28 protein-coding genes are annotated in these 24,586 nt (G+C 70.2%); 10 read left to right on the top strand and 18 right to left on the bottom strand.

Annotation, left to right across the window (positions count from 1 at the left end):
• Positions 1 to 197: 197 nt before the first annotated feature.
• Together BM430_RS26350 and BM430_RS26345 are read right to left on the bottom strand one after the other, a co-directional pair.
• Positions 198 to 1,325: a polyamine ABC transporter substrate-binding protein gene (locus BM430_RS26350; protein ID WP_093570199.1), complete on the bottom strand. Its 1,128-nt coding sequence runs from the start codon at positions 1,323 to 1,325 to the stop codon at positions 198 to 200.
• Between the two features lie 3 nt (positions 1,326 to 1,328).
• Positions 1,329 to 1,688, bottom strand: coding sequence for a RidA family protein (locus tag BM430_RS26345; protein ID WP_093570198.1), 360 nt, complete (start codon positions 1,686 to 1,688; stop codon positions 1,329 to 1,331).
• A gap of 222 nt (positions 1,689 to 1,910) precedes the next feature.
• On the opposite strand from BM430_RS26345, the gene BM430_RS26340 reads away from it, so the two are divergent.
• Complete coding sequence (locus tag BM430_RS26340; RefSeq protein ID WP_093570197.1) at positions 1,911 to 2,183, top strand: GlsB/YeaQ/YmgE family stress response membrane protein; 273 nt, start codon at positions 1,911 to 1,913, stop codon at positions 2,181 to 2,183.
• A gap of 140 nt (positions 2,184 to 2,323) precedes the next feature.
• Here BM430_RS26340 and BM430_RS26335 read toward each other — a convergent pair whose 3' ends face one another.
• The 6 genes from BM430_RS26335 to rpsO form a co-directional block, all read right to left on the bottom strand.
• Complete coding sequence (locus BM430_RS26335; RefSeq protein ID WP_093570196.1) at positions 2,324 to 2,566, bottom strand: YgaP-like transmembrane domain; 243 nt, start codon at positions 2,564 to 2,566, stop codon at positions 2,324 to 2,326.
• A 111-nt stretch (positions 2,567 to 2,677) separates the two neighbouring features.
• Positions 2,678 to 3,310, bottom strand: coding sequence for a glutathione S-transferase family protein (locus tag BM430_RS26330; protein ID WP_093570195.1), 633 nt, complete (start codon positions 3,308 to 3,310; stop codon positions 2,678 to 2,680).
• Between the two features lie 88 nt (positions 3,311 to 3,398).
• Positions 3,399 to 3,824, bottom strand: a complete 426-nt coding sequence (locus BM430_RS26325; RefSeq protein ID WP_093570194.1) for a type II toxin-antitoxin system VapC family toxin — start codon at positions 3,822 to 3,824, stop codon at positions 3,399 to 3,401.
• The gene (locus BM430_RS26320; protein WP_093570193.1) at positions 3,821 to 4,075 is read right to left on the bottom strand and encodes a FitA-like ribbon-helix-helix domain-containing protein; all 255 of its coding nucleotides are present in this window, start codon (positions 4,073 to 4,075) and stop codon (positions 3,821 to 3,823) included. Before BM430_RS26320 ends, BM430_RS26325 begins: the two co-directional genes overlap by 4 nt.
• A gap of 190 nt (positions 4,076 to 4,265) precedes the next feature.
• On the bottom strand, positions 4,266 to 6,437 hold the full coding sequence (gene pnp, locus BM430_RS26315) for a polyribonucleotide nucleotidyltransferase (RefSeq protein WP_093570206.1): 2,172 nt from the start codon (positions 6,435 to 6,437) through the stop codon (positions 4,266 to 4,268).
• Between the two features lie 244 nt (positions 6,438 to 6,681).
• Complete coding sequence (rpsO, locus tag BM430_RS26310; protein ID WP_048427462.1) at positions 6,682 to 6,951, bottom strand: 30S ribosomal protein S15; 270 nt, start codon at positions 6,949 to 6,951, stop codon at positions 6,682 to 6,684.
• A 293-nt stretch (positions 6,952 to 7,244) separates the two neighbouring features.
• Here rpsO and BM430_RS26305 point away from each other — a divergent pair, with 293 nt between their 5' ends.
• Positions 7,245 to 7,805, top strand: coding sequence for a ferritin-like domain-containing protein (locus BM430_RS26305; protein ID WP_093570192.1), 561 nt, complete (start codon positions 7,245 to 7,247; stop codon positions 7,803 to 7,805).
• 27 nt (positions 7,806 to 7,832) lie between these two features.
• On the opposite strand, the gene BM430_RS26300 is transcribed toward BM430_RS26305, so the two are convergent.
• From BM430_RS26300 to BM430_RS35365, 6 genes are all read right to left on the bottom strand, one after another.
• The gene (locus tag BM430_RS26300; protein WP_177303183.1) at positions 7,833 to 8,036 is read right to left on the bottom strand and encodes a helix-turn-helix domain-containing protein; all 204 of its coding nucleotides are present in this window, start codon (positions 8,034 to 8,036) and stop codon (positions 7,833 to 7,835) included.
• A gap of 104 nt (positions 8,037 to 8,140) precedes the next feature.
• Positions 8,141 to 8,380, bottom strand: coding sequence for a hypothetical protein (locus tag BM430_RS26295; RefSeq protein ID WP_093570190.1), 240 nt, complete (start codon positions 8,378 to 8,380; stop codon positions 8,141 to 8,143).
• Positions 8,381 to 8,382: 2 nt separating this feature from the next.
• Positions 8,383 to 8,826: a PIN domain-containing protein gene (locus BM430_RS26290; RefSeq protein ID WP_093570189.1), complete on the bottom strand. Its 444-nt coding sequence runs from the start codon at positions 8,824 to 8,826 to the stop codon at positions 8,383 to 8,385.
• A gap of 27 nt (positions 8,827 to 8,853) precedes the next feature.
• Positions 8,854 to 9,663 (bottom strand): exodeoxyribonuclease III, encoded by an 810-nt coding sequence (xth, locus tag BM430_RS26285; RefSeq protein ID WP_093570188.1) that lies wholly within the window; start codon positions 9,661 to 9,663, stop codon positions 8,854 to 8,856.
• 21 nt (positions 9,664 to 9,684) lie between these two features.
• Positions 9,685 to 10,638, bottom strand: coding sequence for an outer-membrane lipoprotein carrier protein LolA (locus tag BM430_RS26280; RefSeq protein WP_093570187.1), 954 nt, complete (start codon positions 10,636 to 10,638; stop codon positions 9,685 to 9,687).
• Between the two features lie 148 nt (positions 10,639 to 10,786).
• Positions 10,787 to 14,464, bottom strand: coding sequence for a DNA translocase FtsK (locus tag BM430_RS35365; protein WP_244539670.1), 3,678 nt, complete (start codon positions 14,462 to 14,464; stop codon positions 10,787 to 10,789).
• A 992-nt stretch (positions 14,465 to 15,456) separates the two neighbouring features.
• On the opposite strand from BM430_RS35365, the gene BM430_RS26270 reads away from it, so the two are divergent.
• From BM430_RS26270 to BM430_RS26250, 5 genes are all read left to right on the top strand, one after another.
• A complete protein-coding gene (locus BM430_RS26270; RefSeq protein ID WP_093570186.1) occupies positions 15,457 to 17,502 on the top strand; it encodes an NAD(+) synthase in 2,046 nt (681 codons plus the stop codon).
• A 78-nt stretch (positions 17,503 to 17,580) separates the two neighbouring features.
• Positions 17,581 to 18,222, top strand: coding sequence for a cysteine hydrolase family protein (locus BM430_RS26265; RefSeq protein WP_093570185.1), 642 nt, complete (start codon positions 17,581 to 17,583; stop codon positions 18,220 to 18,222).
• A 228-nt stretch (positions 18,223 to 18,450) separates the two neighbouring features.
• A complete protein-coding gene (locus tag BM430_RS26260) occupies positions 18,451 to 18,678 on the top strand; it encodes a hypothetical protein (protein ID WP_093570184.1) in 228 nt (75 codons plus the stop codon).
• A gap of 144 nt (positions 18,679 to 18,822) precedes the next feature.
• Positions 18,823 to 19,215 (top strand): PilZ domain-containing protein, encoded by a 393-nt coding sequence (locus BM430_RS26255; protein WP_093570205.1) that lies wholly within the window; start codon positions 18,823 to 18,825, stop codon positions 19,213 to 19,215.
• A gap of 350 nt (positions 19,216 to 19,565) precedes the next feature.
• Entirely contained in the window at positions 19,566 to 20,627 is a 1,062-nt protein-coding gene (locus BM430_RS26250) for an MBL fold metallo-hydrolase (protein WP_093570183.1), read from the top strand.
• Positions 20,628 to 20,863: 236 nt separating this feature from the next.
• Here the strand turns inward: BM430_RS26250 and hslU are convergent, their stop codons facing one another.
• Both hslU and hslV read right to left on the bottom strand, forming a co-directional pair.
• Positions 20,864 to 22,177, bottom strand: coding sequence for an ATP-dependent protease ATPase subunit HslU (gene hslU / locus BM430_RS26245; protein ID WP_093570182.1), 1,314 nt, complete (start codon positions 22,175 to 22,177; stop codon positions 20,864 to 20,866).
• Positions 22,178 to 22,236: 59 nt separating this feature from the next.
• On the bottom strand, positions 22,237 to 22,767 hold the full coding sequence (gene hslV, locus BM430_RS26240) for an ATP-dependent protease subunit HslV (RefSeq protein ID WP_060849237.1): 531 nt from the start codon (positions 22,765 to 22,767) through the stop codon (positions 22,237 to 22,239).
• Between the two features lie 196 nt (positions 22,768 to 22,963).
• Here hslV and BM430_RS26235 point away from each other — a divergent pair, with 196 nt between their 5' ends.
• The 3 genes from BM430_RS26235 to BM430_RS26230 are packed head-to-tail and all read left to right on the top strand — an operon-like array spanning position 22,964 to position 23,845.
• The gene (locus BM430_RS26235; RefSeq protein WP_093570181.1) at positions 22,964 to 23,197 is read left to right on the top strand and encodes a hypothetical protein; all 234 of its coding nucleotides are present in this window, start codon (positions 22,964 to 22,966) and stop codon (positions 23,195 to 23,197) included.
• A 5-nt stretch (positions 23,198 to 23,202) separates the two neighbouring features.
• Positions 23,203 to 23,343 carry a DUF2897 domain-containing protein gene (locus BM430_RS34250; RefSeq protein ID WP_143132136.1) on the top strand — a complete coding sequence of 47 codons (141 nt, stop codon included), beginning with the start codon at positions 23,203 to 23,205 and terminating at the stop codon, positions 23,341 to 23,343.
• 4 nt (positions 23,344 to 23,347) lie between these two features.
• Positions 23,348 to 23,845: a P-loop nucleotide/nucleoside kinase family protein gene (locus tag BM430_RS26230; protein WP_093570180.1), complete on the top strand. Its 498-nt coding sequence runs from the start codon at positions 23,348 to 23,350 to the stop codon at positions 23,843 to 23,845.
• 92 nt (positions 23,846 to 23,937) lie between these two features.
• On the opposite strand, the gene BM430_RS26225 is transcribed toward BM430_RS26230, so the two are convergent.
• The gene (locus BM430_RS26225; RefSeq protein ID WP_093570179.1) at positions 23,938 to 24,234 is read right to left on the bottom strand and encodes a type II toxin-antitoxin system RelE/ParE family toxin; all 297 of its coding nucleotides are present in this window, start codon (positions 24,232 to 24,234) and stop codon (positions 23,938 to 23,940) included.
• Entirely contained in the window at positions 24,231 to 24,527 is a 297-nt protein-coding gene (locus tag BM430_RS26220) for a ribbon-helix-helix domain-containing protein (protein ID WP_093570178.1), read from the bottom strand. The genes BM430_RS26225 and BM430_RS26220 overlap by 4 nt, the downstream gene beginning before the upstream one ends.
• Positions 24,528 to 24,586: the final 59 nt, after the last annotated feature.

Raw genomic sequence — 24,586 nt, 5'->3', positions numbered from 1 at the left:
GCACCCCTTGGTGGCCCGCCGTCGTCCTCGTCGCATCAACCGCGGCGGCACGACGGCATCAGAGGCCGGATACATGACTGCTCCTGAACCGACTGGCTCAAACCGATGCTCACAAACCCTTGCGAAACGGGGGCCGTCCATACATGACGTCGAGGGATCTCAGGCGCCGGCAGGATCCGCGGCTCCGGCCTGACCGCTCAGCGCCCGGTGCGCACCCGGGTCCAGAGGCGGGTCACCACCCGCTGGGTGCGGTCGTCGTAGGCGGTGTTGGTGAACAGCCGGCGGAAGGTGGCGTCGTCCGGGTAGATGCCGGGATCGGACAGGATCTCGGGCTTGACCAGGGCCTTCGCCGCCAGGTTGCCGTTGGCGTAGGAGACGAAGTTGGTGTTGGCCGCCGCCACCTCGGGCCGCATCATGAAGTCGATGAAGGCGTGGGCCTCCGCCGCATGGGCCGCATCCTTGGGGATCGCGAAGGCGTCGAACCACATCAGCGCGCCCTGCTGCGGGATATAGTAGGCGATGTCGACGTCGTTCTTGACCTCGCGGGCGCGACGGCGGGCCTGCAGCACGTCGCCCGAATAGCCCACCGAGAGGCAGACGTCGCCGTTGGCGAGCTGGTTGATATACTCGGAGGAGTGGAACTTCTGCACCGCGCCGCGGATGCGGAACAGCGCCTCGCCGGCCTTGTCGAGGTCGTCGACCCGGCGCGAATCGGGCTTCAGGCCGAGCGCCTGGAGCACGCTCGGAAATATGTCGTCGGGCGAATCCAGCATCGTCACGCCGCAATCCTTGAGCTTGGCGATCAGCTCCGGGCGCAGGACGATGTCCCAGGTGTTGAGCGGCTGGTTGGGGCCTAGGCGCTCGCGCACCAGCGCGGTGTTCACCCCGATGCCGGTGGTGCCCCACATGTAGTCGACCGCGTAGGCGTTGCCCGGGTCGTAGGCCGCGAGCCGCGCCGTCACCTCGGGCCAGGCGTGCTTGAGGTTCGGCAGCTTGGCCTTGTCGAGGGGCTGGAACGCCCCGGCCTTGATCAGGCGCTGCAGGAAGGGCCCGGTCGGCACCACGATGTCGTAGCCTGACCGGCCGGCGAGCAGCTTGGTCTCGAGGATCTCGTTGGTGTCGTAGGTGTCGTAGACGACCTTGATGCCGGTCTCGCGCGTGAAGGCGTCGAGCATCTTGGGGTCGATATAGTCCGACCAGTTGTAGATGTTGACGACCCGCTCCGGCGCGGCGACCGCGAGGCCGGCCGGCCCCGCCGCGAGGGCGAGGAGGCAGGCGGCGGCCCCCAAGGCGGTCCCAAGGAAACGGCGCCGGAGCGGGTTCATCCGTCAGGCTCCGGTCGCGGCGATGATCGAGATCTCGACCCGGTATTGCGGGCCGGCGAGCTTGGCCTCGACGGTGGCGCGGGCCGGGGTGTGGCCGGCCGCCACCCAGCCGTCCCAGGCCCGGTTCATCTCGGCGAAGGTCGACATGTCGGCGAGGTAGATCGTGGCCGAGAGGAGCTTCGTCTTGTCGCTGCCCACAGAGGCGAGCAGCGCGTCGATCTGGGCCAGGATGTCCTTGGTCTGCGCCTCGACGCCCTCGTTGTTCGAGACTTCGTCCGCGACCTGGCCGGCCAGGTAGACGGTGCCGTTATGCACCACCGCCTGGCTCATCCGGGGGCCGGTCTCGAAACGCGTGATGGTCATCGGGAACTCCTGGAGGGATCGTAGGGGAGGGCCCTGAGAGAGTGGGGACTTGGTCGGGCGCTCCGGCGCCTTGTGCCGCCGAACCCGGGCCGGCGTAAAGGGCCCTTTGGAAAACCTCGGCGGCAAGGAAGACCCCGGCGCCAAGGGACGCACGTTTCGGCGCAACCACGGCGCGGTCAGCGCGTTTGCTCTTCACCTAAGCGGAGCCGAAGGGCAGCCCCCATGCTTGCGATCCTGTGGACCATCATCATCGGCTTCGTCGCCGGTGTCATCGCCAAGTTCATCATGCCCGGCTCGGCCAACGAGCCGAGCGGCTTCATCATGACCACGCTGCTCGGCATCGTCGGCGCCTTCGTGGCGACGTTCCTGGGCCAGGTCACCGGCTGGTACCCGCCGAACGAGGGCGCGGGCCTGATCGCCTCGGTCGTCGGCGCCGTGGTCGTTCTGGCGATCTTCGGCCTCATCCAGGGCCGCCGCCGCACCACCGTCCTCTGAACATCGAGGAGCCGGCGGACCCCGCCGGCTCTTCTTCGATCCACAACGAGAAAGGCCCGCACCGGGAGACCGGTGCGGGCCTTTCTCGTATCCGCCGCTCGCGCGAAAAGGCGGGGCGCCCGGAGGGCCCCGCCGAAGGATCAGATCCGCGCCGGCGCGTGCGAGCCGCCGTTCATCAGCGACTTGGCGGCGCAATGGCCGGTGGCGCCGCGGATCGCCAGGAGCGAGCCGGCGACGAGCGCCGCGAGGCTCAGGAACTTGTTCGGCCGCGGCTGCGCCGCGGCGGCCGCCAGACCGAGGCCGAGCACGACCGAGATGGTGCGCTCCTTGGTGGTCAGGTTGCGCTCGCCGCCGAACACGTCGTGGATCAGGTCGTTGGCCATGGGGTCTCCGTCAGGGTGTCGCGGAAGAATTCCGCTGCGTCGCGGTGCGAACGCGGCCGGAGGCCGGACGTTCCCCGGGGAGACCCCTGTTCGGTCCTGCGGCAGGTTGCTTCAGCCCTGCGATGCCTGCGCGATCAGCCCGTCGTCGATCTCCCGGGCGCGCACGGCCGCCGGGCGGTCGGCGAGGCGGGCGATGTAGGCCTCGTAAGCCGGGCGCCGCTCGATGCCGCCGAACTGCATCCCCCACATCAGGTGCGAGCCGAGATAGAGGTCGGCGGCCGAGAAGCGCCCGCCGGCGAGGTAGTCGCGGCCCGAGACCGCGCCTTCCAGCGCGTCGAGCACCTCCGCCATGCTGCCGTAGCCGACCATGCGGCGGCGCTCCTCCGAGACCTCGACGCCGAGCGCCTTGTTAGTCACCGCCGCCTCGACCGGCCCGGCGGCGAAGAACAGCCAGCGGTAATAGGCGCCGCGCTCCGGATCCCCGGGCGCCGGGGCGAGGCCGGCCTCCGGAAAGGCATCGGCCAGGTAGGTGCAGATCGCCGCCGTCTCGGTCACGGTGACGCCGCGATGGATCAGCGCCGGCACCTTGGCGAGCGGATTGATGGCGCGATAGGCCGCCTCCTTCATCGTCGGGCCGTAGCCGACGATTTCGGTGCGGTAGGGCGCCCCGACCTCCTCCAGCATCCAGCGGACGATGCGGCCGCGGGACATCGGATGGGTGTAGAAGACGAGATCGTCGCTCATGCGCTGCCTCCCCGGCGGGCGAATCAGGGGCGCCCGCGTGAGATCTTGAAGCAGAGACGGGGCTAAGCGGGAAGGCGGGGAGCGGCCATCACGGCGGCATCGCCCACGGGTCGACCGTGCGCAGCCCGGCGGCTTCGAAGGAACTCGTGTCGCGGGTGGCAACCATCAAGCCGTGCGCCGCCGCCGTCGCGGCGATACAACCATCCGCCATGCCGATGCCCCGGCCGGCCTGTCTCGCCCGCACCATGAGATCGGCATAGGCCTGCGCGGCATCCAAGTCGAAAGCCAGGACGCGGCTCTCGAACAGGGGCAGCACCTCAGCCTCCAGGCGACGGCGGAGCGTGTCGCGCCGCTTGCCCGGCGGCAGGGCGGCGATGCCGAACCGGAGTTCGGCGACGGTGATGGCCGACAGGCAGAGGGTCTCGATCGCCTGGGCGTCGATCCAGGCGAGCACGCGTGGATCCGGGGTCGGCCGCAACGGCTCGGACACGACGTTAGTGTCGAGCAGGATCATTCGAAGCTCATCGGCGCGGTCGGGGTCTCGCCCCGGAGACGGTCGAACGGCTCCAACTCCGCCTCCGTCAGGCCCGCCTCGCGGCCGATCGCGGACAGCAACGTGCCGAGCTTAACGCGATGCGTCGGGCGCACCGCCGCTTCGAGGATGTCGCGCATCTCGGCTTCCGTACTGCGCCCGTGCTGGGCGGCGCGGACCTTCAGGGCGCGGTGCGCCTCGTCGGAGAGGTTGCGGATGGTGACGGCGGGCATGACGGCGTGCCTCGGAGAATCAAGAAAATGATAGCAAATCGCACGATCTGCCATCAACGCTCATAGTGCCAATCCGCTGACGCTTGCGGACACCTCCATGCGAAAAAAGCGCGGCCCCTTAAGGACCGCGCTCTTGGATCTCTCATCGGGCGGAGACCCGTCCGGTCCCCACCCGATCGATTCGACCGATCTACTCGCCGGCGCGGGGCTGGCGCTCGCGCGAGCGGTCGGCGTCGCGCTGGGCCTTCAGCTTCTCGGTGAGGTCCTCGCCGGTCGCCTGGTCGACGACCTTCATCGAGAGGCGGATCTTGCCGCGATCATCCTGGCCGAGGAACTTCACCTTCACCTTGTCGCCCTCCTTCACCACGTCGGTGACCTTGGCGACGCGCTGGGCGGCGAGCTCGGAGATGTGGACGAGGCCGTCCTTGGCGCCGAAGAAGTTGACGAAGGCGCCGAACTCCATCGTCTTCACGACCGTGCCCTCGTAGATCATGCCGACCTCGGCCTCGGCCACGATCGAGCGGATCCAGTTGTAGGCCGCCTTGATCGCCTTGCCGTCGGCCGAGGCGATCTTGATGATGCCGGTATCCTGGATGTCGATCTTGGCGCCGGTCTTCTCGACGATCTCGCGGATCACCTTGCCGCCGGTGCCGATCACTTCGCGGATCTTGTCGGTCGGGATCTGCATCGTCTCGATGCGCGGCGCGTGCTCGCCGAGCTCGGGACGGGCGGCGGTGAGCGCCTTCGACATCTCGCCGAGGATGGTGGCGCGGCCGTCCTTCGCCTGGGCGAGGGCGACGCGCATGATCTCCTCGGTGATGCCGGCGATCTTGATGTCCATCTGGAGCGAGGTGATGCCCTCCTCCGTGCCGGCCACCTTGAAGTCCATGTCGCCGAGATGGTCCTCGTCGCCGAGGATGTCGGACAGCACCGCGTAGCGCTCACCCTCGAGGATGAGGCCCATGGCGATGCCGGCCACCGGACGGCGCAGGGGCACGCCGGCATCCATCAGCGACAGCGAGGCGCCGCAGACCGAGGCCATCGAGGACGAGCCGTTCGACTCGGTGATCTCCGACACGACGCGGATCGTGTAGGGGAACTCGTGGGCGGCCGGCAGGACCGGGTGCACGGCGCGCCAGGCGAGCTTGCCGTGGCCGATCTCGCGGCGGCCGGGCGAGCCCATGCGGCCGGTCTCGCCCACCGAATAGGGCGGGAAGTTGTAGTGGAGGAGGAACGTCTCCTTGTAGGTGCCCGAGAGCGCGTCGATGAACTGCTCGTCGTCGCCGGTGCCCAGCGTCGCCACCACCAGCGCCTGGGTCTCGCCGCGGGTGAACAGCGCCGAGCCGTGGGTGCGGGGCAGCACGCCGACCTCGGAGACGATCGGACGCACGGTCTTCACGTCGCGGCCGTCGATGCGCGAACCCGTGTCGAGGATGTTCCAGCGGACCACCTTCGACTGGGCCTCCTTGAAGGCGGCCTTGATTTTTTCCGCCTCGAAGCGGGCCTCGCCCTCGGCCGGGGCGAGCGCGGCCATCACCTTCGCCTTCACGGCGTCGACGGCGGCGTAGCGCTCCTGCTTGACGGTGTTCTTGTAGGCCTCGCGCAGGTCGTTCTCGCCGACCTCGAGCACGGCCTTCTCGACCTCGGAATTGTCCGCGGGCTGGAAGTTGCGCGGCTCCTTGGCGGCCTTCTCGGCGAGCCGGATGATCGCCTCGATGACCGGCTGGAAGTGCTTGTGGCCGAACATCACGGCCCCGAGCATCACGTCCTCGGACAGTTCCTTCGCCTCGGACTCGACCATCAGCACGGCGTCCTGGGTGCCGGCGACGACGAGGTCGAGGGTCGAGCCCTCCATCTCCTGGATGGGCGGGTTGAGCTTGTACTGGCCGCCGACATAGCCGACGCGGGCCGCGCCGATCGGGCCCGTGAACGGCACGCCGGACAGGGTGAGCGCGGCCGAGGCCGCCACCATGGCGAGGATGTCGGGATCGGTCTCGAGGTCGTGCGAGAGCACCGTGACGACGACCTGGGTGTCGTTGCGCCAGCCCTCGACGAAGAGGGGGCGGATCGGCCGGTCGATCAGGCGGGAGACCAGGGTCTCCTTCTCGGAGGGACGGCCCTCGCGCTTGAAGTAGCCGCCCGGGATGCGGCCGGCGGCGTAGGTGCGCTCCTGGTAGTTCACCGTGAGCGGGAGGAAGTCGATGCCGGGCTTCGGCTCCTTCATCGACACCACAGTGGCGAGCACCGAGGTCTCGCCGTAGGTGGCGACCACGGCACCGTCGGCCTGGCGGGCGACCTTGCCGGTCTCGAGCACGAGCTTGCGCCCGCCCCACAGCAGCTCTTCGCGTTGAACGTCGAACATCTTCGTCATGCCTTCCTGCGGTCCGGGAGGGCGGCGCCAGCGCAAGACGGCGAGGGGCTCTTCAGAGAGCCACCGGCGATCCTGCCCTGGCGGTCGCGGCCCGCATTCTTCGATGCGGGTCCCGGAAGAGTGGGCGGCCGGACCCATTCCGGCCCACCCGGGGCGATGAAGCAGCCCTTCTGTCGAAAGTGGCTTCATCGCAAAACGCGGCCCGGGCCGGTGCCCGAACCGCGTGAGGTCCGCCTTAGCGGCGGATGCCGAGGCGCTCGATGAGGGCGCGGTAGCGCGCCTCGTCCTTGCGCTTCAGGTAGTCGAGGAGCGACCGGCGCTGCGAGACCAGCTTGAGCAGGCCGCGGCGCGAGTGGTTGTCCTTGGTGTGGGTCTTGAAGTGCCCGGTGAGGTTCTGGATCCGCTCGGTGAGGATCGCGACCTGCACCTCCGGCGAGCCGGTGTCGGTCCCGCCGCGGGCGTGTTCCTTGATGAGCGCGGTCTTGCGCTCCGCCGTGATCGACATCGCGTGTCCTTTCAGGTGGTACGGTTTCGTGGAGGTGCGGCTCGAAAGCCGCCTTTCGCACGGGGCTCGGCCGGGCCGGGATGTCGTCCAGCGCGGTCTGCCAAGGCGAAAAACCTCGCCGTGTGAGGGCGAGGGTGGGGCACCTCTACACGAAACCGTCCGCCCCCGCCACTCCCCGTCGCCACATCATCCCGCGCGCGGTTTCGTCACGCCCGCACGGGAATGGCCGAGGTCGAACCTAAAATACCCCCGAGCAGTTTGCCCGCCATTCTCACCCCCACGAGAGGTTCACCATGACCACCGCGACCGCGGGCCAGACCGGCACGACCAAGACGAACTCGGCCACCGCCGAGACCGTGCAGTCGATCTACGTCACCGCCCTGCGCAACACCCACGCCCTGGAGAAGCAGGCGGCGCAGATGATCCAGCGCCAGATCGAGCGCTACGAGAACTATCCCGAACTGACCCAGGCCTTGCGGCTGCACAAGAGCGAGACCGACCAGCAGGTCACCCGCCTCTCCGACCTGCTGCACGGCCACGGCGAGGACCGCTCGCTCCTGAAGGACGTGGTCACCCAGACGGTCGGGAACGTCGCGGCGCTGGTGCACAGCGTGACCGGCGACGAGGTGCTGAAGAACCTCTACACCGACTACTCGGTCGAGACCTACGAGATCGCCGCCTACACCTCGCTCATCGCATTGGCCGAGGAGGCGGGGCATAGCCGAGACATCGAGACCCTGCGCCTGTCGCTCAAGGAGGAAGAGCGGATGGCCGAGGCGGTGTTCCAGCAGATCGTGCCGGTGACGAAGGGGTATGTCGCCCGGGAGGTGCGGGGCGAGAAGGCGGACCGGTAAGAGGCAGAGGGGCGGGGCTTCGCCCCTTCAGTTCCGCCCGAAGGCGAACTCGATCCGGAGGCGGGCCCCCGTCGCCTCCGCGAACCGGCGCAGGGACGTCGTGGTCGGCGCGGCCTTGCCGGTTTCCCAGCGCGCCACCATGGCCTGCGAGGTGCCGATGCGACGGACGAGTTCCGCCTGAGATAGCTTGGCGGCCTGCCGGGCCTCCGCCATGGCGAAGGCCAGATCCATCACTGGTGAGACATCCTCGTAAGCAGCCCGATATTCGGGGTCCGCATGCCAGCGCTCGCGGACGCTCTGGAACGGTATCGACATCACAGCCTCGGCGCTACGGTTCACGGAAGCTCGTCGCCCGGGTCGAGCGGCACGTCCGGCGCGCGATCGAGAATTGCGAGGGCAGCAGCGACGTCAGCCCGGGCTGCGCGTTCTCGCATCGTCCGAAGCTTCCGCTGCTGATCGACGCCGTCGGTGATGAGGCCGAGGAGCATCTGGCTCAGAGGGATACCCTCTTCCTCGGCTACCGCCTGGACCTGCTGCATGACGTGTTCCGGGATCTGCAGGGCGACCGATGCCATGTTCAGCTCCTCTTCTGCGTCCTCAACTCCGGATTGGTCGTCACGAAGGCGGCGGCGCTGATTGCCGACAGCCCGAATGCAGCCACGGCCGGATGGCCGAAGTGACGGTCTTCCGTCACGATCGTATCCGCCCCGGCAGCCAACGCACAATCGATGTAGAGATCGTCCTTCGGATCCGCCAGGAAGGGCCTGAACCGGAACCGTGGCAAGGCCGGAATGGCTCTCGCGCAGAGAGCGTCGAGGATCACGTCGATCTCCGCCGGTGTGATCCAGGGATCAGCGCCCAGATGTCCGGGGCGTTTCAGAACGTCCTCGTATTCGATCACCACCGCCGGCGAGGCTGCGAAGGCGACCATGCCTGCGAGCATCGCCCGAACGACGAGATGCGAAGCTCCATCGCGCGATCGGATCCCGCGCACCAGCACGCTCGCATCCACGACGATCATGAAGCCACCGCCCCGCGCCCGCTCGCCCTACAGCTCCAGCTCCACCGTCACCGGCACATGGTCCGACGGCTTCTCCCAGGCCCGGGTATGCCGCGCCACCGTCACCGCCTTCACGGTATCGGCGAGGTCCGGCGTGACCCAGATGTGGTCGAGCCGCCGGCCCTTGTCGGCCGCCGCCCAGTCGGGGGAGCGGTAGCTCCACCACGTAAAGATCTTCTCCGGCGGCGGACGCAGGTGGCGCATCGTGTCGATCCAGCCGGCCTCGCCGCGCAGGGTCTCCAGGCGCTCAGTCTCGATCGGGGTGTGGCTGACCACGTCGAGGAGCTGCTTGTGCGACCACACGTCGTGCTCGAGCGGCGCCACGTTGAGGTCGCCGACGAGGATCGCCGGACCCGAGGGGCGCCGGCCGCCCCAGGCGCGCAGCTCGTCCATGAAGGAGAGCTTGTGAGCGAACTTGTCGTTGAGCTTGGCGTCCGGCACGTCGCCGCCGGCCGGGACGTAGAAGTCGTGGATCGCGATGCCGGCGGCCGCCCCCGCCTCGGGGCCGAGGACCGCCGAGATGTGGCGCGCGTCCTGGCGCTCGCAGAAGCTCATCACCTCGCGGGTGACGAGCGGCAGGCGCGAGAGGATCGCGACGCCGTTATAGCCCTTCTGCCCGGCGAAGACGACGTGGGGATAGCCGAAGCCCTGCAGCTCCTTGAGGGGAAAGCGGTCGTCCGGGCACTTGGTCTCCTGGAGGCAGAGCACGTCGGGCTTCGCCTCGTCGAGGAAGCGGCGCACGAGGTCGATGCGCAGGCGGACCGAGTTGATGTTCCAGGTGCTGACGGTGAGGCGCAACGGTCGGGTACTCGCGAAAAATCAGTTCGGGCGGGCCTGCTGCATCTTGGCCTCGAGCTCCTTGTCGATGGCCCGGCCGTAATTGATGACGAACAGCATGCCGTCGACGGCGCGGCCGCGCTGGAGGTTGGAGAGCAGCACGGTGGTCTGGTAGCCCTGCGGGTCGGTGATCCGCCACTGGCTTAAGCTCTTCATCGAGTCGTCGAAGTAGAGCGCGATGCGCGAGGTGCCGCCCAAGGTCGAGCGGTCGTCGAGCACGATGCGGATGCCGCCGGGCTCGGCCGACACGTCGGTGACCGTGAGGTCGCGGGCGAGGTCGATCTTGTCGCGAAGCAGGAATTTCAGCGGCGTCTGCGAGATGAAGTAGAGGTCCTGCGTCGCCAGCTTGCGGTCGCGCACCGCCACCGAGGTGCCGTCGGCGATCACCTCCAGGCTCGAGGGCTGGTCGTAGTCGAAGCGCAGGCGGCCGGGCTTGGCGAGGGTGAGCTTGCCGCCGATCTTGCGCCCGTCGGCGCCGATCTGGACGAAGTTGCCGGTCAGCGTCGTGACGCCGTTGAAATAGAAGTTGGCGCGCTCGATCACCGCCGCTGGGTTGGCGGGATCGACCGCCGACGGCGTGGTGACGGCGGCGACCTGCTGGGCCGGCCGGCTCTCGCCGGCGGAGGGGACCGCGGCGGTCTCGACGGGCTCGGGCGCGGTGGTCTTCCCGCCGCCGAGGGAGGCCGGCCGGCGCGGCGGCAGGGGCGCCTTGGCCGAGGGGCCGGGAACCTGGCCGGCCGCCGGCGCCTGGCCCGGGGCGGCGGGGGCCATGTCCGGCTGCGCGGCCTCGGGCGCCGGGTCCTTGCGGCCGAACAGGCCGTCGAGGAACGACGACACCTGCGCCTGGGCGGGCGCCGCGCTCACGAGGGCGGCGACCGAGAGAGCGGCGCCAAGGGACACCGCGCGGAGCGGGCCGGAGCGGGGACGGCCGTTCATCGGCAGGGTTCTCCGTGTGGGCGAACGGGGAGGGACGGGGCCGCGCCGGCATGCCGACGCCGCACCTGCCCGGGATGCTGGCGTGCCGCAGGGGGCCGGTCCGTCCATAGAGCCGGCCCCTGTGGCGAATATGCGACGGCGGGGCGGCTCACGCCTCCTCGGTCCCGTGCTGGGGCGCGGGCTCGATCAGGATCTCGCGCTTGCCGGCATGGTTGGCCGGGCCGACGATGCCCTCGCGCTCCATCCGCTCCATCAGCGAGGCCGCCCGGTTGTAGCCGATCTGCAGCCGCCGCTGGATGTAGCTCGTCGAGGCCTTCTTGTCGCGCAACACCACCGCCACCGCCTGGTCGTAGAGGTCGGCCGACGGATCGCCGAAGCTGCCCTGGTCCATGACCGGGGCGTCCTGCGCGGCGGCGGCCGCCTCCTCGGCCTCCTCGTCCGCCGTGACGGCGTCGAGGTAGGAGGGCCGGCCCTGGCGCTTGAGGTGGGCCACCACCTGCTCGACCTCGTCGTCCGAGCAGAACGGCCCGTGCACCCGGGTCGTCCGCCCGCCGCCCGCCATGAACAGCATGTCGCCCTGGCCCAGCAGCTGCTCGGCGCCCATCTCGCCCAGGATCGTGCGCGAATCGATCTTCGAGGTCACCTGGAACGAGATCCGGGTCGGGAAGTTCGCCTTGATCGTCCCGGTGATCACGTCCACCGACGGACGCTGCGTCGCCATGATCAGGTGCAGGCCGGCGGCCCGCGCCATCTGGGCGAGGCGCTGGATCGCCCCCTCGATGTCCTTGCCCGCCACCATCATCAGGTCGGCCATCTCGTCGACCACGATCACGATGTAGGGCAGGGCGGTGAGGTCCATCACCTCGTCCTCGTAGACCGCCTCGCCGGTCTCGCGGTCGAAGCCGGTCTGGACCGTGCGGGTGATCACCTCGCCCCGCGCGCGGGCCTCCGCCACCCGGGCGTTGAACCCGTCGATGTTGCGGACCCCTAAGCGCGCCATCTTCTTGTAGCGCTCCTCCATCTCGCGCACCGCCCACTTGAGGGCGATGACCGCCTTCTTCGGGTCGGTGACGACGGGCGAGAGCAGGTGCGGGATGCCGTCGTAGACCGAGAGTTCCAGCATCTTGGGATCGACCATGATCAGGCGGCACTCCTCCGGCTTCAGCCGGTAGAGCAGCGACAGGATCATGGTGTTGATGGCGACCGACTTGCCCGAGCCGGTGGTGCCGGCGACGAGCAGGTGGGGCATGCGGGCGAGGTCGGCGATGATCGCCTCGCCGCCGATGTTTTTCCCCAAGCAGAGCGCGAGCTTCTGCTTGGTCTCGGTGAAGACCGGCGAGGTCAGGAGCTCGCGCAAGTACACCGTCTCGCGCGTGAGGTTCGGCAGCTCGATGCCGATGGCGTTGCGGCCTTGCACGACGGCGACGCGGGCGGAGATGGCGGACATCGAGCGAGCGATGTCATCGGCGAGCGAGATGACGCGGCTCGACTTGGTGCCGGGCGCCGGCTCCATCTCGTAGAGCGTCACCACCGGGCCCGGCCGCACGGCCAGGATCTCGCCGCGCACGCCGAAATCCTGGATCACCTGCTGCAGCTGGAGGGCGTTGTCCTCCAGCATCTCGGGGTCGAGGTTGCTGCCGTCCGATTCCCGCGGCTCGGCCAGGAGGTCGACCGAGGGCAGCTCGTAGGGCAGCTCGAGCAGGCGGGCGGCCTGGCGCAGCGGGATGGTGGCGACGGGCGCCAGGATATCGTCCTCGTCGTCCCCATCCTCGTCGGCGTCGAGGCCGAGGTCGCAATCGAGACCCGCGGTGCCGATGACGAAGCCGTGCGGCTCCGCGGCCGGCATCGCCCCCGTGACCGGCGACCAGGACGGCGCCGTCGCGACCGGCTCCGGCTCGGGGACCGGGGAGGCGATGTGAGGGGTGCCCGGCTCCGACGGTGCTGCGACCGGGACCGGTTGCGCCGCAACCGGCACCGATTGCGTGGCAATCGGCAGGATGATGCGCGGCGGGCGCGGCGGGGCCGGCAGGGTCGGGGCGGGCGGCGCGCTGAGGCGGCCGGTCGGCACGTAGACGAAGGGCTGCGCCCCCCGCGGGGTGGGCGACGCGGGCTCGCCGAGCGGTTCCGCGGCGGGACGGTCTTCGGCACGGACGGAGGCAGGCGTCTCGACCGGCAGGACCTGCGCCGTCTCGGGCTGCGTCACCGGCAGCGCGTCCGCGGCGATGAACGACCACGGCACCGGCGTGAAGGCCAAAGGTGCCGCGACCGAAGCAGGCTCGGGCACGGGCTCGGAGGCGACGGCCGGCACGATCTCGGCCGCGGCCTCCACCACCGCCTCGGGGGCGACAGGGACGGCAAGGGACGCGTCCGGGGGCTCGGACGCCACCGGCACGGGCAGGAACACCGTCTCCGGAAGCGGCGCGTAGGTGAGGGCCAGCATCGGGGCGGGCGCCGGCAGCAGGATCGTGGCGGGCAGGTCGGCCGCGCTCTCCCGCTCCACGGCGACGAACGCCTCGCTCCCGGGCGTGCTCACCACCGGGACGATCTCCATCGCCGCCTCGACGGCCGTCCCGGCGACGGGATCGGACGGCAGGTCCACGGAAGGCAAGTCCACCGGAGGCAAGTCCCCCGGAGGCAAGCCCACGAGAGGCACGTCCGGCGGCAGATCCGCCGGCGGCATCCCGGTCGGCACCGCGGGCGCGGCGGTGACGACCTCGGCAAGGACGGGCTCGGCCGGCGGAGAGGCGTCCGCCGCCGGCAGTATCTCGGCGGAAGCTTCGTCCGCGACCGGATCCGGAACGGGCCGGTTGTCCTGCTCCGCGGCGGTCGGCAGCGGGCAGGTCCAGTCGTGCTGGAGCAGACGGTCGAGGGTGTAGACCGGGCGCGGGGGCAGGGAGCGCAGATGTGAGACGTCGACCGGCACCAGGATGGCGCTGTTCGGCACGTCGAAGATTTGGGTCGGCGCGACCGGGACTTCCGCGGCGACGGTCAGCTCCGGAGCCGGCAGATCCGGCGCGGGAGGCGCAGCCTCGGCCGACGCAGCCGCGGAGACCGCGACGGCGGACTCGGAAGCGGTGGAGTCGGGCGCGATCACCGTAGGCCCGGCGACCGAGGCCTCCGCCCCGGCCGCCATGCCCGGCGCCTCTTCCGCCGGGACGGAAGCGGGCGCGGCGATGTCGAGCGCGACCGGCTGTGTGCTGTCGGCGAATGCCGGAGCATCCTCCGGAACGACGGCCGCCACGGCCTCCACCGTCGCGACCGGCTCGCCCGCCGGGAGCGCCGCCGCGTCGGAGGCCTCGGGCCCGGACATCGCCTCGCCGGATGCCGACGCCGACTCCCCGGCGGCTTCTGGCACGGCCTCGGCCCGGATGGGATCCTCCTGCGGATGGCGCAGGAGATGGTCGGGCGTGCGGGTGAAGCGGACGCCCGGGGGCAGCACGAAGGGCTGGCGCCAGATCGGCACCGCGGCCGCCGCCGCGGCGGCCTCGGCCTCGATGCGGGCTGCCTCGGCCTCGGCCCGGGCGGCCTCGGCGGCGGCGAGTTCGGCGGCGGCGCGGGAAGCGGCCTCGGCCTCGGCGGCACGCAGGGCCTCTTCCCTCTCCCGCAGGGCCTGTTCGCGCCGACGATGACGCGCCTGCAGCACGTGGTCGGGCGTGCGGGTGAAGCGTACGCCGGTCTCGGTCGGACGCTCGGGCGAACGGGCTTGCGCAGGCTCCTGCGGCGACGGCCGGGACCGCGCCTCCGGGGCCACGGCGGAGGGCTCTGCGTCGCGGCGGCGGGCGCGGGTCAGCACGGCGCGGGCCGGGCCGGCAGGGGGGATCGGCATGGTCCAGCCGCCCTCGGGCACCAGGGCCGGGTCCGGCGCCCAATGCGACGAGGCGGCGCGGCGCGGCGCCGGAAGCTCCGGGGCGACCATGACCGCCGGGGGTGCGAGGATGTCGGGTTCTGACGGGAGATCAGGATCAGCCGCCTGCGACCGGAGCGCCCCGGCCGGCTGCGCCACGACGGCCTCGGGCAGGGGCGGCCGGGCGGCCTGCGGGGGCAAGCCCTGATAGAGGGGATGCCGGTACGCGGGATCCTGCGGGTCGGGGTTCCGCGAGTGAAGATCCCGAGGCCGGGCCTGCGTCGCGTCGGCCAGGTCGCCCACGTCGCGCGCCTGCGCGCTGCCGCGGGCGGCGGGCGGGGCGGCCCGGGACGAGGGGAGCGGGTCGGGCATCGGCGCCGGCCCAAGTGCCGGATCCGGCGCCCAGTTCCCCGCCGGGGCGGCGAGGGGAGCGGCCTGGTGAGCGTCTTGGTACGCGTCTTGGTAAGCAGCCTGGGACGGGGCCGTCCGCACGGGGCCGGAGGCCTGAGCGAACGGGCTCTGGGTCCACGGTTCGGGCGGGGCCGACCGCGCGCCGCCGGGCTCGGCTGCGTTGGGGCGCACCAGGGCGTCGGCCATCCAGCTCGGGGTGGCGCGCCGGCTCAAGGTGTAGTCCCGCTGGGCGGGCGGGGGCGCGGGCGGCGCGAAGCGGCGAGCGAGGAGTGCCCGCAGATTCATCACCGTCTGGGCGAGGACGCCGAGGGGGCGCTCCCGGCGCTCGGGCGTGCGGAGATGGTCGCGCACCCGCTGGGGTCCACGCGGCGAGGAGTCGGAGAAGGGTGGCCGTCCCGATTGTCTCATGATGCCGAATTGATGTGTGGGCGGCCCGCGGCCGCGTACGTGGCCCCAGTTAGGCACGGCATCGTTAACGCCCGATTAGGCACGGGAGCCGGTACCGGGCAGCGCGTGGGCGCGTTAAGGACGAGGAGCATTTCCGGCGAGACGAGGCTGCCAGCGTGACGTTTCGATCCCTCTACCGGCACGGTTTCGCCCGCGTCGCGGCCTGCGTCGGCCGCAGCCACATCGCCGATCCGGACGCCAACGCGGCCGAGATCCGGCTCCTGGCCGAACGGTGCGACCGCGACGGCGTCGCGGTGGCGGTGTTTCCCGAACTCTGCCTGTCGGGCTACGCGCTGGAAGACCTGCTGCTGCAGGAGACGCTGCTCGAGCGGGTCGAGGCGGCGCTGATCACCCTCGTCGAGGCGAGCCGCGGGCTGATGCCGGTCCTGGTGATCGGCGCGCCGTTGCGCCACCGCAACCGGATCTACAACACCGCCGCGGTGATCCATCGCGGCCGGCTGCTCGGCGTGGTGCCGAAGAGCTACCTGCCGAACTACCGCGAGTTCTACGAGAAGCGCCACTTCGCCCCCGGCGCCGGGGTGACGGGCGAGACGATCCGGATCGGCGACGGCGAGGCGCCGTTCGGCACCGACCTGCTGTTTCCGGCCGAGGACCTGCCCGGCCTCGTCCTCGGGGTCGAGGTCTGCGAGGACATGTGGATCCCGGTGCCGCCCTCGGCACTCGCCGCGCTCGCAGGCGCCACGGTGCTCGCCAACCTCTCGGGCAGCCCGATCACCATCGGGCGGGCGGAGAGCCGGACGCTGCTCTGCCGCTCGGCCTCGGCCCGGTGTCTCTCCGCCTACGTCTACGCCGCGGCGGGCCCCGGCGAATCGACCACCGACCTCGCCTGGGACGGCCAGACCGCGATCTACGAGGACGGCGAAGTGATCGCGGAGGGCGCGCGCTTCCCCGCCGAGCCGCAGGTGACGCTGGCCGACATCGACCTCGAGCGCCTGCGCCAGGAGCGGGCCCAGATGGGCAGCTTCGACGACAACCGGACCGCGCTCACGCCCGGCGCGCCGGCCTACCGCCGGATCCCGTTCCGGGTGGCGCCGCCCGACGCCGATCTCGGCTTCCACCGCACGGTCGAGCGCTTCCCCTTCGTGCCGGCCGATCCCGCGCGCCTCGCCCAGGATTGCTACGAGGGCTACAACATCCAGGTCGCCGGCCTCGCCCAGCGCCTGCAGGCGATCGGCACCCGCCGCGTCGTGATCGGCATCTCGGGCGGGCTCGACTCGACCCACGCGCTGATCGTGGCGGCCCGCGCCTTCGACCAGCTCGGCCTGCCGCGCTCGGACATCCTGACCTACACCATGCCGGGCTTCGCCACCTCGGACGAGACCAAGACCAACGCCCACCGGCTGATGGCCTCGCTCGGCACCCGCGCGGCCGAGCTCGACATCCGCCCGGCCGCCCGGCAGATGCTCCACGACATGGGCCACCCGTTCGGGCGCGGCGAGGAGGTCTACGACGTCACCTTCGAGAACGTGCAGGCGGGGCTTCGCACCGACTACCTGTTCCGTCTCGCCAACCAGCACGACGCGATCGTCATCGGCACCGGCGATTTGTCGGAGCTGGCGCTCGGCTGGTGCACCTACGGCGTCGGGGACCAGATGTCCCACTACGCGGTCAATGCCGGGGTGCCCAAGACCCTGATCCAGCACCTGATCCGCTGGGTGATCGCGTCCGGCCAGTTCAGCCCGGAGGTCGGCCGCACCCTGGAGGCGATCCTGGAGACCGAGATCTCGCCCGAACTGGTGCCGGCCCGGGAGGGCGAGACGATCCAGAGCACCGAATCGAAGATCGGCCCTTACGCGCTGCAGGACTTCAACCTGTTCTACACGCTGCGCTACGGCTACCGGCCGTCGAAGATCGCCTTCCTGTCGCTGATGGCCTGGGAGGATGCCGTCCGCGGACCCTGGCCGCCCGGCTTCCCGGAGGCGAAACGGGGCGCCTACGCCCTGCCGGAGATCCGGGCCTGGCTCGCGGTGTTCCTGCGCCGCTTCTTCGGCTTCAGCCAGTTCAAGCGCTCGGCCCTGCCGAACGGCCCGAAGGTGGCGGCGGGCGGCGCCCTCTCGCCCCGGGGCGACTGGCGCGCGCCCTCCGACGGCAACGCCCGCGTCTGGCTCGACGAATTGGAGCGAAACGTCCCGCAGGGCTGACCCCAGAAACCCCTATGGAGTATGAGCGTTGGTCGGGCCCCGGGGCCGGGACGAGCCCCTCGCACGGGAGCCCGCCCGATGGCCGCCACGCCCTCCGATACCGACGCCCTGCCGAACGGCCCGCTCGACGAGCGGGCGGTGCATGTCTGCGTCGACATGCAGAACCTGTTCGCCCGCGAGACGGCCTGGCACACGCCCTGGATGGGCCGGGTGCTGCCGCGGGTCCGACACCTCGCGGCCGCCGTGCCCGAGCGCACGGTGTTCACCCGCTTCGTCCCGGCGCGACGCCCCGGGGAGGGGCGGGGGTGCTGGAAGCGCTACTGGGAGCGCTGGGCCGAGATGACGGTGGAGCGGCTCGGGCCGGACATGGTCGAACTGGTGCCGGATCTCGCCGCGCTGACGCCGCCGGCCGAGACCGTCGACAAGACCGTGTACTCGCCCTGGATGGAGCCCGGCCTGGAGACCGCCCTGCGGCAGCGACGGGCCGAGACCCTGGTGATCACCGGCGGCGAGACCGATGTCTGCGTGCTCGCCACCGTGCTCGGCGCGGTCGACCGCGGCTACCGCATCGTGCTCGCCACGGACGCGGTCTGCTCCTCCTCGGACGAGACCCACGACGCGATGATGACGCTCTACCGGCAACGCTTCGGCCAGCAGCTCGAAGTGGCCACGACCGATCAGATCCTGCACAATTGGAATGTTTCTCAGTCACCGGCGTGATGATGGAGCGCAACATCGCGTCTCCCGCCGGTATCGGCCTCTTGTCGCGTGTCGTTCCACGGTTCCCGTCTCGCACGATTTCGTGATGCAGGCGGCCTTTGCACGTCAGGACGCAGCGTCATGGCCGAGATTGCGGTGGCGCGCGGCGACCCGGCCTGACATAGTCTCGGCCCAATCGGTCGTTAGCGAATGGACGCCATGGCAGCACCTGCGAGCGGAGGCGATCCGATGCGAAGCTACAACCTGTTCTGCCTGAAGGGTCTCGACGGCCTAGTCTGCGCGGTGCCGGAGGATTACGCCGTGCCCGCCTTCGTCACCGAGGCGCGCTGGGCCTTCGGCGGCAAGCTCGACGGCAGCACGCCCCAGCCCAGCGGCTTCGACGGCGCGGCGGCCGCGACCGCGGTGCGCTTCAACGGCTTCTACCTGTTCCAGAACATGTCCGCGGCGCAGGGCTGAGGGCGCGACGTGGCGGAACGTCCCGTTTTCTGCACGACCCCCGCCTGACTCCGAGATCCCGGCGAGCATTCCTTAAGGTCGTGGCGGCATGATTGCGGCATCCGAAACCCGTGAGGCCGAACGGGGCTGCCCGCCATGTCCGACATGTCCGAGTTGCGCAGGGAGACCCGCCTGCGGACGTTCCTGAAGGGGCGCATCGTCTTCAACAACGGCAATTCCACCATGGATTGCCTGATCCGGGATCTCTCCGCCTCGGGCGCCCGGCTGATGCTCAGCCAGACCGCGACGCTGCCGGACGGCTTCGACCTCATCATCCCGGCCAAGGACCGCACCCACAGGGCGACGCTCCGCTGGCGCAAGGCCGACAGCATCGGCGTGACCTTCGCGGAGGAGGCGGCCCGCCCGTCTGCGGCGAGCGTGCAGGACGCGACCCCGGCAATGCTGCTCACCCGCATCCGCGAACTGGAAGCCGAGAACGCCTCCCTGCGCCGCCAGCTGAAGGTGGCCGAGGCGATGGTGCTCGATCGCGAACTCTGAGCGGATGCCGCGGGCAGGGTCGCCACGTTCCGGAACGGACGAAGGGCCGCCCCGTCGCCAGGGCAGCCCTTCCATTGCCGAACCGCGGTCCGACTGATCGATCTGTCAGGATCTCACCGATCCTGGACTGTTCGTCGTACGCTCAGGCCGTGAAGCCGGAGGCGACGATCCAGGTCCGGCGCGCAGACGACCGCGGCTGATGACAATGAGACACTGGATCACCTCCTTCCTGTTGTTGCCGATGATCCGAATGTAGCGATCCCTCGGCCTGACGCAATCCGTCCAAGGCGCGGCGAAGGGTCCGCGGCAGCGCACCTTGACCTCGGCCTTCCGCCGATCATGTCCCCCGCATGAAGAATCGTGGCTTCCTCAAGCTCGCCAGCGCCATGACGGTGATGACGCTCGGCGGGGTCGGCTACGCCGCCCACCGGCGCAGCCGCAACCCTTATTACCGGGGTCCGGTCAGCGATCATTTCGACGGCGTGCGGTTCTTCTCGCCGGGGCAGCCGACGGACAAGGCCGCGGGCGAGCTGGCGCGCTGGCAGCTCGGCGGCGGCCGCGAGGCCTGGCCGGCGCGGGTCCCGAGCCCGTTCCCGCAGGACACGCCGCCCGAGCGGGTCGAGGGCCTGCGGGTGGTCCACATCGGACATGCCAGCCTGCTGGTGCAGGTCGCGGGCCGCAACATCCTGGTCGACCCGGTCTATGCCCGCCGCGCCAGCCCGGTGGGCTTCGCCGGCCCGAAGCGCGCCAACCCGCCGGGCATCGCCTTCTCGGCCTTGCCGCCGATCGACGCGGTGCTGATCACCCACAACCACTACGACCATCTCGACGGGCCGGTCCTCGCCCGCCTCTGGGCCGAGCATGCGCCGACCTTCGTGGCGCCGCTCGGCAACGACGCGATCATCCGCACCTACGACGCCACGATTCCGGTCGAGACCCGGGACTGGGGCGGCTCGGTCGATCTCGGCGGCGGCCTCGTCGTGCACCTCGTGCCGGCCTACCACTGGTCGGCGAGGGGGGTGAACGACCGGCGCATGGCTTTGTGGTGCGCGTTCGTGCTCACCACGCCCGCGGGCGTGCTCTACCACGTCGGCGATACCGGCTACGGCGACGGCGCGATCTTCCGCCCGGTGCGCGAGCGTTTCGGCGCGCCGCGCCTCGCCACCCTGCCGATCGGCGCCTACGAGCCGCGCTGGTTCATGCAGGCCCAGCACGTGAACCCGGAGGAGGCGGTGCGAATCTTTCGCGAGGTCGGCGCCGAGCAGGCCCTCGGCCACCATTGGGGCACGTTCCGGCTCACCAACGAGGGCGCGGGCGAGCCGGCGGAGGCCCTGGGGCGGGCGCTCGCGGAGGCGGAGGTGCCGGCGGACCGGTTCCTGGCGCTCAGGCCGGGGCAGGTGTGGGAAGGGTGAGAGCCAATATCCGAGCAGCTGCCCGGAGATCACCGATCGCTTCCGGACCCGCAGGGTCATTCCGGGGCCGCGCAGCGGAGCCCGGAATCCAGAGCCTCGGATCGTTCAGGACAGAGCGGGCAGCATCCCGCTTCATTCTCCAACACCTGAGTGTCCGGATCCCGGGCTCTCGCCTTCGGCGAGCCCCGGGATGACCCTGTGTGTTGGGAACGTCGTGCGTTCCTACCGGCCCATCGTCAGAGGATGAACCGGCTCAGATCCGCGTTCTGCGCCAGGCTCTCGACCCGGTCGCGGACGTAACCCGCATCGATCGTCACCGTCTCGCCGGAGCGGTCGGGCGCGGTGAAGGACACGTCGTCGAGCACCCGCTCGAGCACCGTCTGGAGCCGGCGCGCGCCGATATTCTCGACGGACGAATTCACGTCGACGGCGACCTTGGCCAGCGCATCGATCGCGTCGGCGGTGAAGTCGATCGTGACGCCCTCCGTCGCCATCAGCGCCACCGCCTGCTTGGTCAGGCTCGCCTCGGTCTCGGTCAGGATGCGGCGGAAATCGTCGACGGTGAGCGGGCTCAGTTCGACCCGGATCGGCAGGCGCCCCTGCAGCTCCGGCAGGAGGTCGGAGGGCTTCGAGACGTGGAAGGCGCCGCTGGCGATGAACAGGATGTGGTCGGTCTTCACCGGACCGTGCTTGGTCGCGACGGTGGTGCCCTCGATCAGGGGCAGCAGGTCGCGCTGCACGCCCTCGCGCGAGACGTCTGCGCCGGAGCGCCCTTCCCGGGCGCAAATCTTGTCGATCTCGTCGAGGAAGACGATGCCGTTGTCCTGCACGTCGCGCAGGGCCTCCTGCACCACGCTGTCCTGGTCGAGGAGCTTATCGGATTCCTCGCTGATCAGCGGCGCGTAGGCGTCGCGCACGGTCATCCGCCGCGGCTTGCCCTTCTGGTTGCCGAGCGCCTTGCCGAGCATGTCGCCGAGGTTGATCGCCCCCATGGCGGCGCCGGGCATGCCGGGGATCTCGAACATCGGCATCCCCTGCGGCGCGCCCGCCGCCAATTCGAGCTCGACCTCCTTGTCGTCGAGCTCGCCGGCGCGCAGGCGCTTGCGGAAGGCGTCCCGGGTGGCCTGGCTCGCGGTCGGGCCGACGAGGGCGTCGAGCACGCGGTTCTCGGCGGCGGCCTCCGCCTTCGCCTGGACGCCGCGGCGCTTCTCGTCGCGCTTCAGGCCGATGCCGATCTCGACGAGGTCGCGCACGATCTGCTCGACGTCGCGCCCGACATAGCCGACTTCCGTGAACTTCGTCGCCTCGACCTTCAGGAACGGCGCCCCGGCGAGCCGCGCCAGGCGGCGCGAGATCTCGGTCTTGCCGCAGCCGGTCGGGCCGATCATCAGGATGTTCTTCGGCGCCACCTCCTCGCGGAGCGGGCCCTGGAGCTGCTGGCGGCGCCAGCGGTTGCGCAAAGCGATCGCGACCGCGCGCTTCGCATCGCCCTGGCCGACGATGTAGCGGTCGAGCTCGGAGACGATTTCGCGGGGGGAAAAGGTGGTCATGAGGGATTTCTTCGAATTCGACGCGGGGTCTCGCGGCCGGGGTTGAGCGAGGCAGGCGGTCAGGCCGCGTCCAGGCTCTCGATCACCAGGCTGCCGTTGGTGTAGACGCAGATCTCGGCGGCGATCCGCATGGCGCGGCGCACGATCGCCTCGGCGTCGAGCTCCTGCTCCTCAAGCGCGCGGGCGGCGGCGAGCGCGTAGTTGCCGCCCGAGCCGATCGCCATCACGCCGCCCTCGGGCTCCAGCACGTCGCCGGCGCCCGACAGCAGCAGGCTCACGTCCTTGTCGGCAACCAGCATCATCGCCTCGAGGCGGCGCAGGTAGCGGTCGGTGCGCCAGTCCTTGGTCAGCTCGACGCAGGCGCGGGTGAGCTGGCCGGGATACTGCTCGAGCTTGGCCTCCAGCCGCTCGAACAGCGTGAAGGCGTCGGCGGTGGCGCCGGCGAAGCCCCCGATCACCGACCCCTTGGCCAGCCGCCGGACCTTGCGGGCATTGCCCTTGACGATGGTCTGGCCGAGGCTGACCTGCCCGTCGCCCCCGATCACCACCCGGCCGCCCTTGCGCACCATCAGGATCGTCGTCGCATGCATGCGGGGGGCGCCCCCCGCGTCGTCGTTGGCCAAGGATGTCTCTCCGGGCAGGCTGTCGTGCTGCGGCGTAGGTGGGGGCTCGCGGCGCGTTCGTCCAGCGGGGGCTGCGCCCGTCGCACTGGACCATCATCATGACGTCGGGTCATATGCGGGCGCGAAGCGAGTCACCGCCTTCGCGCTCCCCGCCGGACACCCGATGCCGAAGGGCGACCATAAACATCGTGCGAAACGGTTCAACGAGGGAGCCAAGCTGCTCGCCTCGCTGTTCAACTCACTGGCCATCGCGGTGTTCGGGGCGGCCTTCGTGATCCCGATCACGCAGGGCCGCTACGACGTGTTTGCCAATGGCGGAGGACTTCTCCTCATCGCGGGCGTAAGCTTCCACCTCGCCGGTCAGGCGGCCCTTCGCTTCCTCCGAGCTGAGGATTGACATCGATGTCCGTTACCTACGCATGGCAGATCCTCGGCGTGAGTGCCGCTCTGATCGTCGGCGGCCTACTCGCCCTCAAGGTGGCGTCGGACGTCTACGACCGGAAGACGCGGGAGATCGAGCAACGGCGGGCTGCGAGTGAATGACGGTATGCTGATCGTGTTCGGCGGCCTGCCCGGAACCGGCAAGACGACGATCTCCCGAGGCGTTGCCCGTGCCCTCGCGGCGACTCATCTGCGCGTCGACGTCATCGAGCAGGCGATCCGGGCTTCGGGCGTGCCGGCGGACGCCGTGGGCGCGTCCGGCTACGCGGTGGCGCAGGCCCTGGCGGGTGCGAACCTGAACGATGGGCGGATCGTCGTGGCCGATTGCGTCAACCCGGTCGCCGCCAGCCGTGAGGGCTGGCGGGCGGTTGCGGCCCGTGTCGCGGTGCGGCTGATCGAGGTCGAGGTCGTGTGCCCGGACCGCGAGGAGCATCGCCGTCGCGTCGAGGGGCGGGGGTCGGACATTCCCAGTCTCGTCCTGCCGTCGTGGGAGGCGATCCTGGGCATTGGTTACGAGCCGTGGGATCGGCCGCGCCTCGTCATCGATAGCGCAACCTCGTCACCCTCGGAGGCGGTCGGCGCCATGCTCGCGTCCGCGGCGTGAGACCGGTCGGCCTGAGATCGGCGCGTCGAACCATCCGTGCTGGCTTCCGTGGCGGATGCCGTCAGACACAGGCGTGCGAGACCAAAATGAATCTAACCCTCAATCATCGACCGATCGAGCTTGCGCCGACCGTGGAGTACGCGGACGATCTCGATCGTCTCCGCTCCGACACGATAGAGGATCAGATACTGTCTGATTACAAGATGCCGGAGGTTGGGAGCGATCTCCTCGCGCGAGACCCCCGAATAAGGATAGTGTTTGAGCTGCTGCCAACGTTGCTCGATCGCGTCGAGCACACGATCGGCAGCACTCGGATCATCTCGCGCGATCATCGACCAGATGTCGATCAGATCTTCAGCGGCCCTGCGGGTACGCCGGACCGTCCTCACCGATCGGCCTTCGGGGCCGACGCCTCCCAGCGCCGGCGTGCCTCGGCCTTGATCTCGGCCATGCTGTCCCACTGACTCGGCCCGCTCTCCAGACCTTCGCGGACCAGTTCGCGCAACTCCTCGATCGAATAGCCATGCGTATCGTTGTGGACGTTCCGATGCTGTTTCCACAAGCGCACCGCATCGCCAATTGCCTCGCTCGTCGAAGCGTACTCGCCCGCCTCGACGGCCTGATGCACGGATTCAGCGATGTCAGAGGGGAGATCGACCGTGATGGACTCTACAGCAGCCATCAGAAACCTCGCCAGTCAGAATTACGATTCCCAAACGGAATCCGTACGAAACGTCCCAC

This window comes from Methylobacterium sp. 174MFSha1.1, assembly GCF_900116815.1.
In the GTDB taxonomy this organism is placed as follows: Bacteria; Pseudomonadota; Alphaproteobacteria; order Rhizobiales; family Beijerinckiaceae; genus Methylobacterium.
The sequence above is the reverse complement of the archived record's forward strand: the minus strand, read 5'-3'. Positions and strand labels throughout refer to the sequence as shown.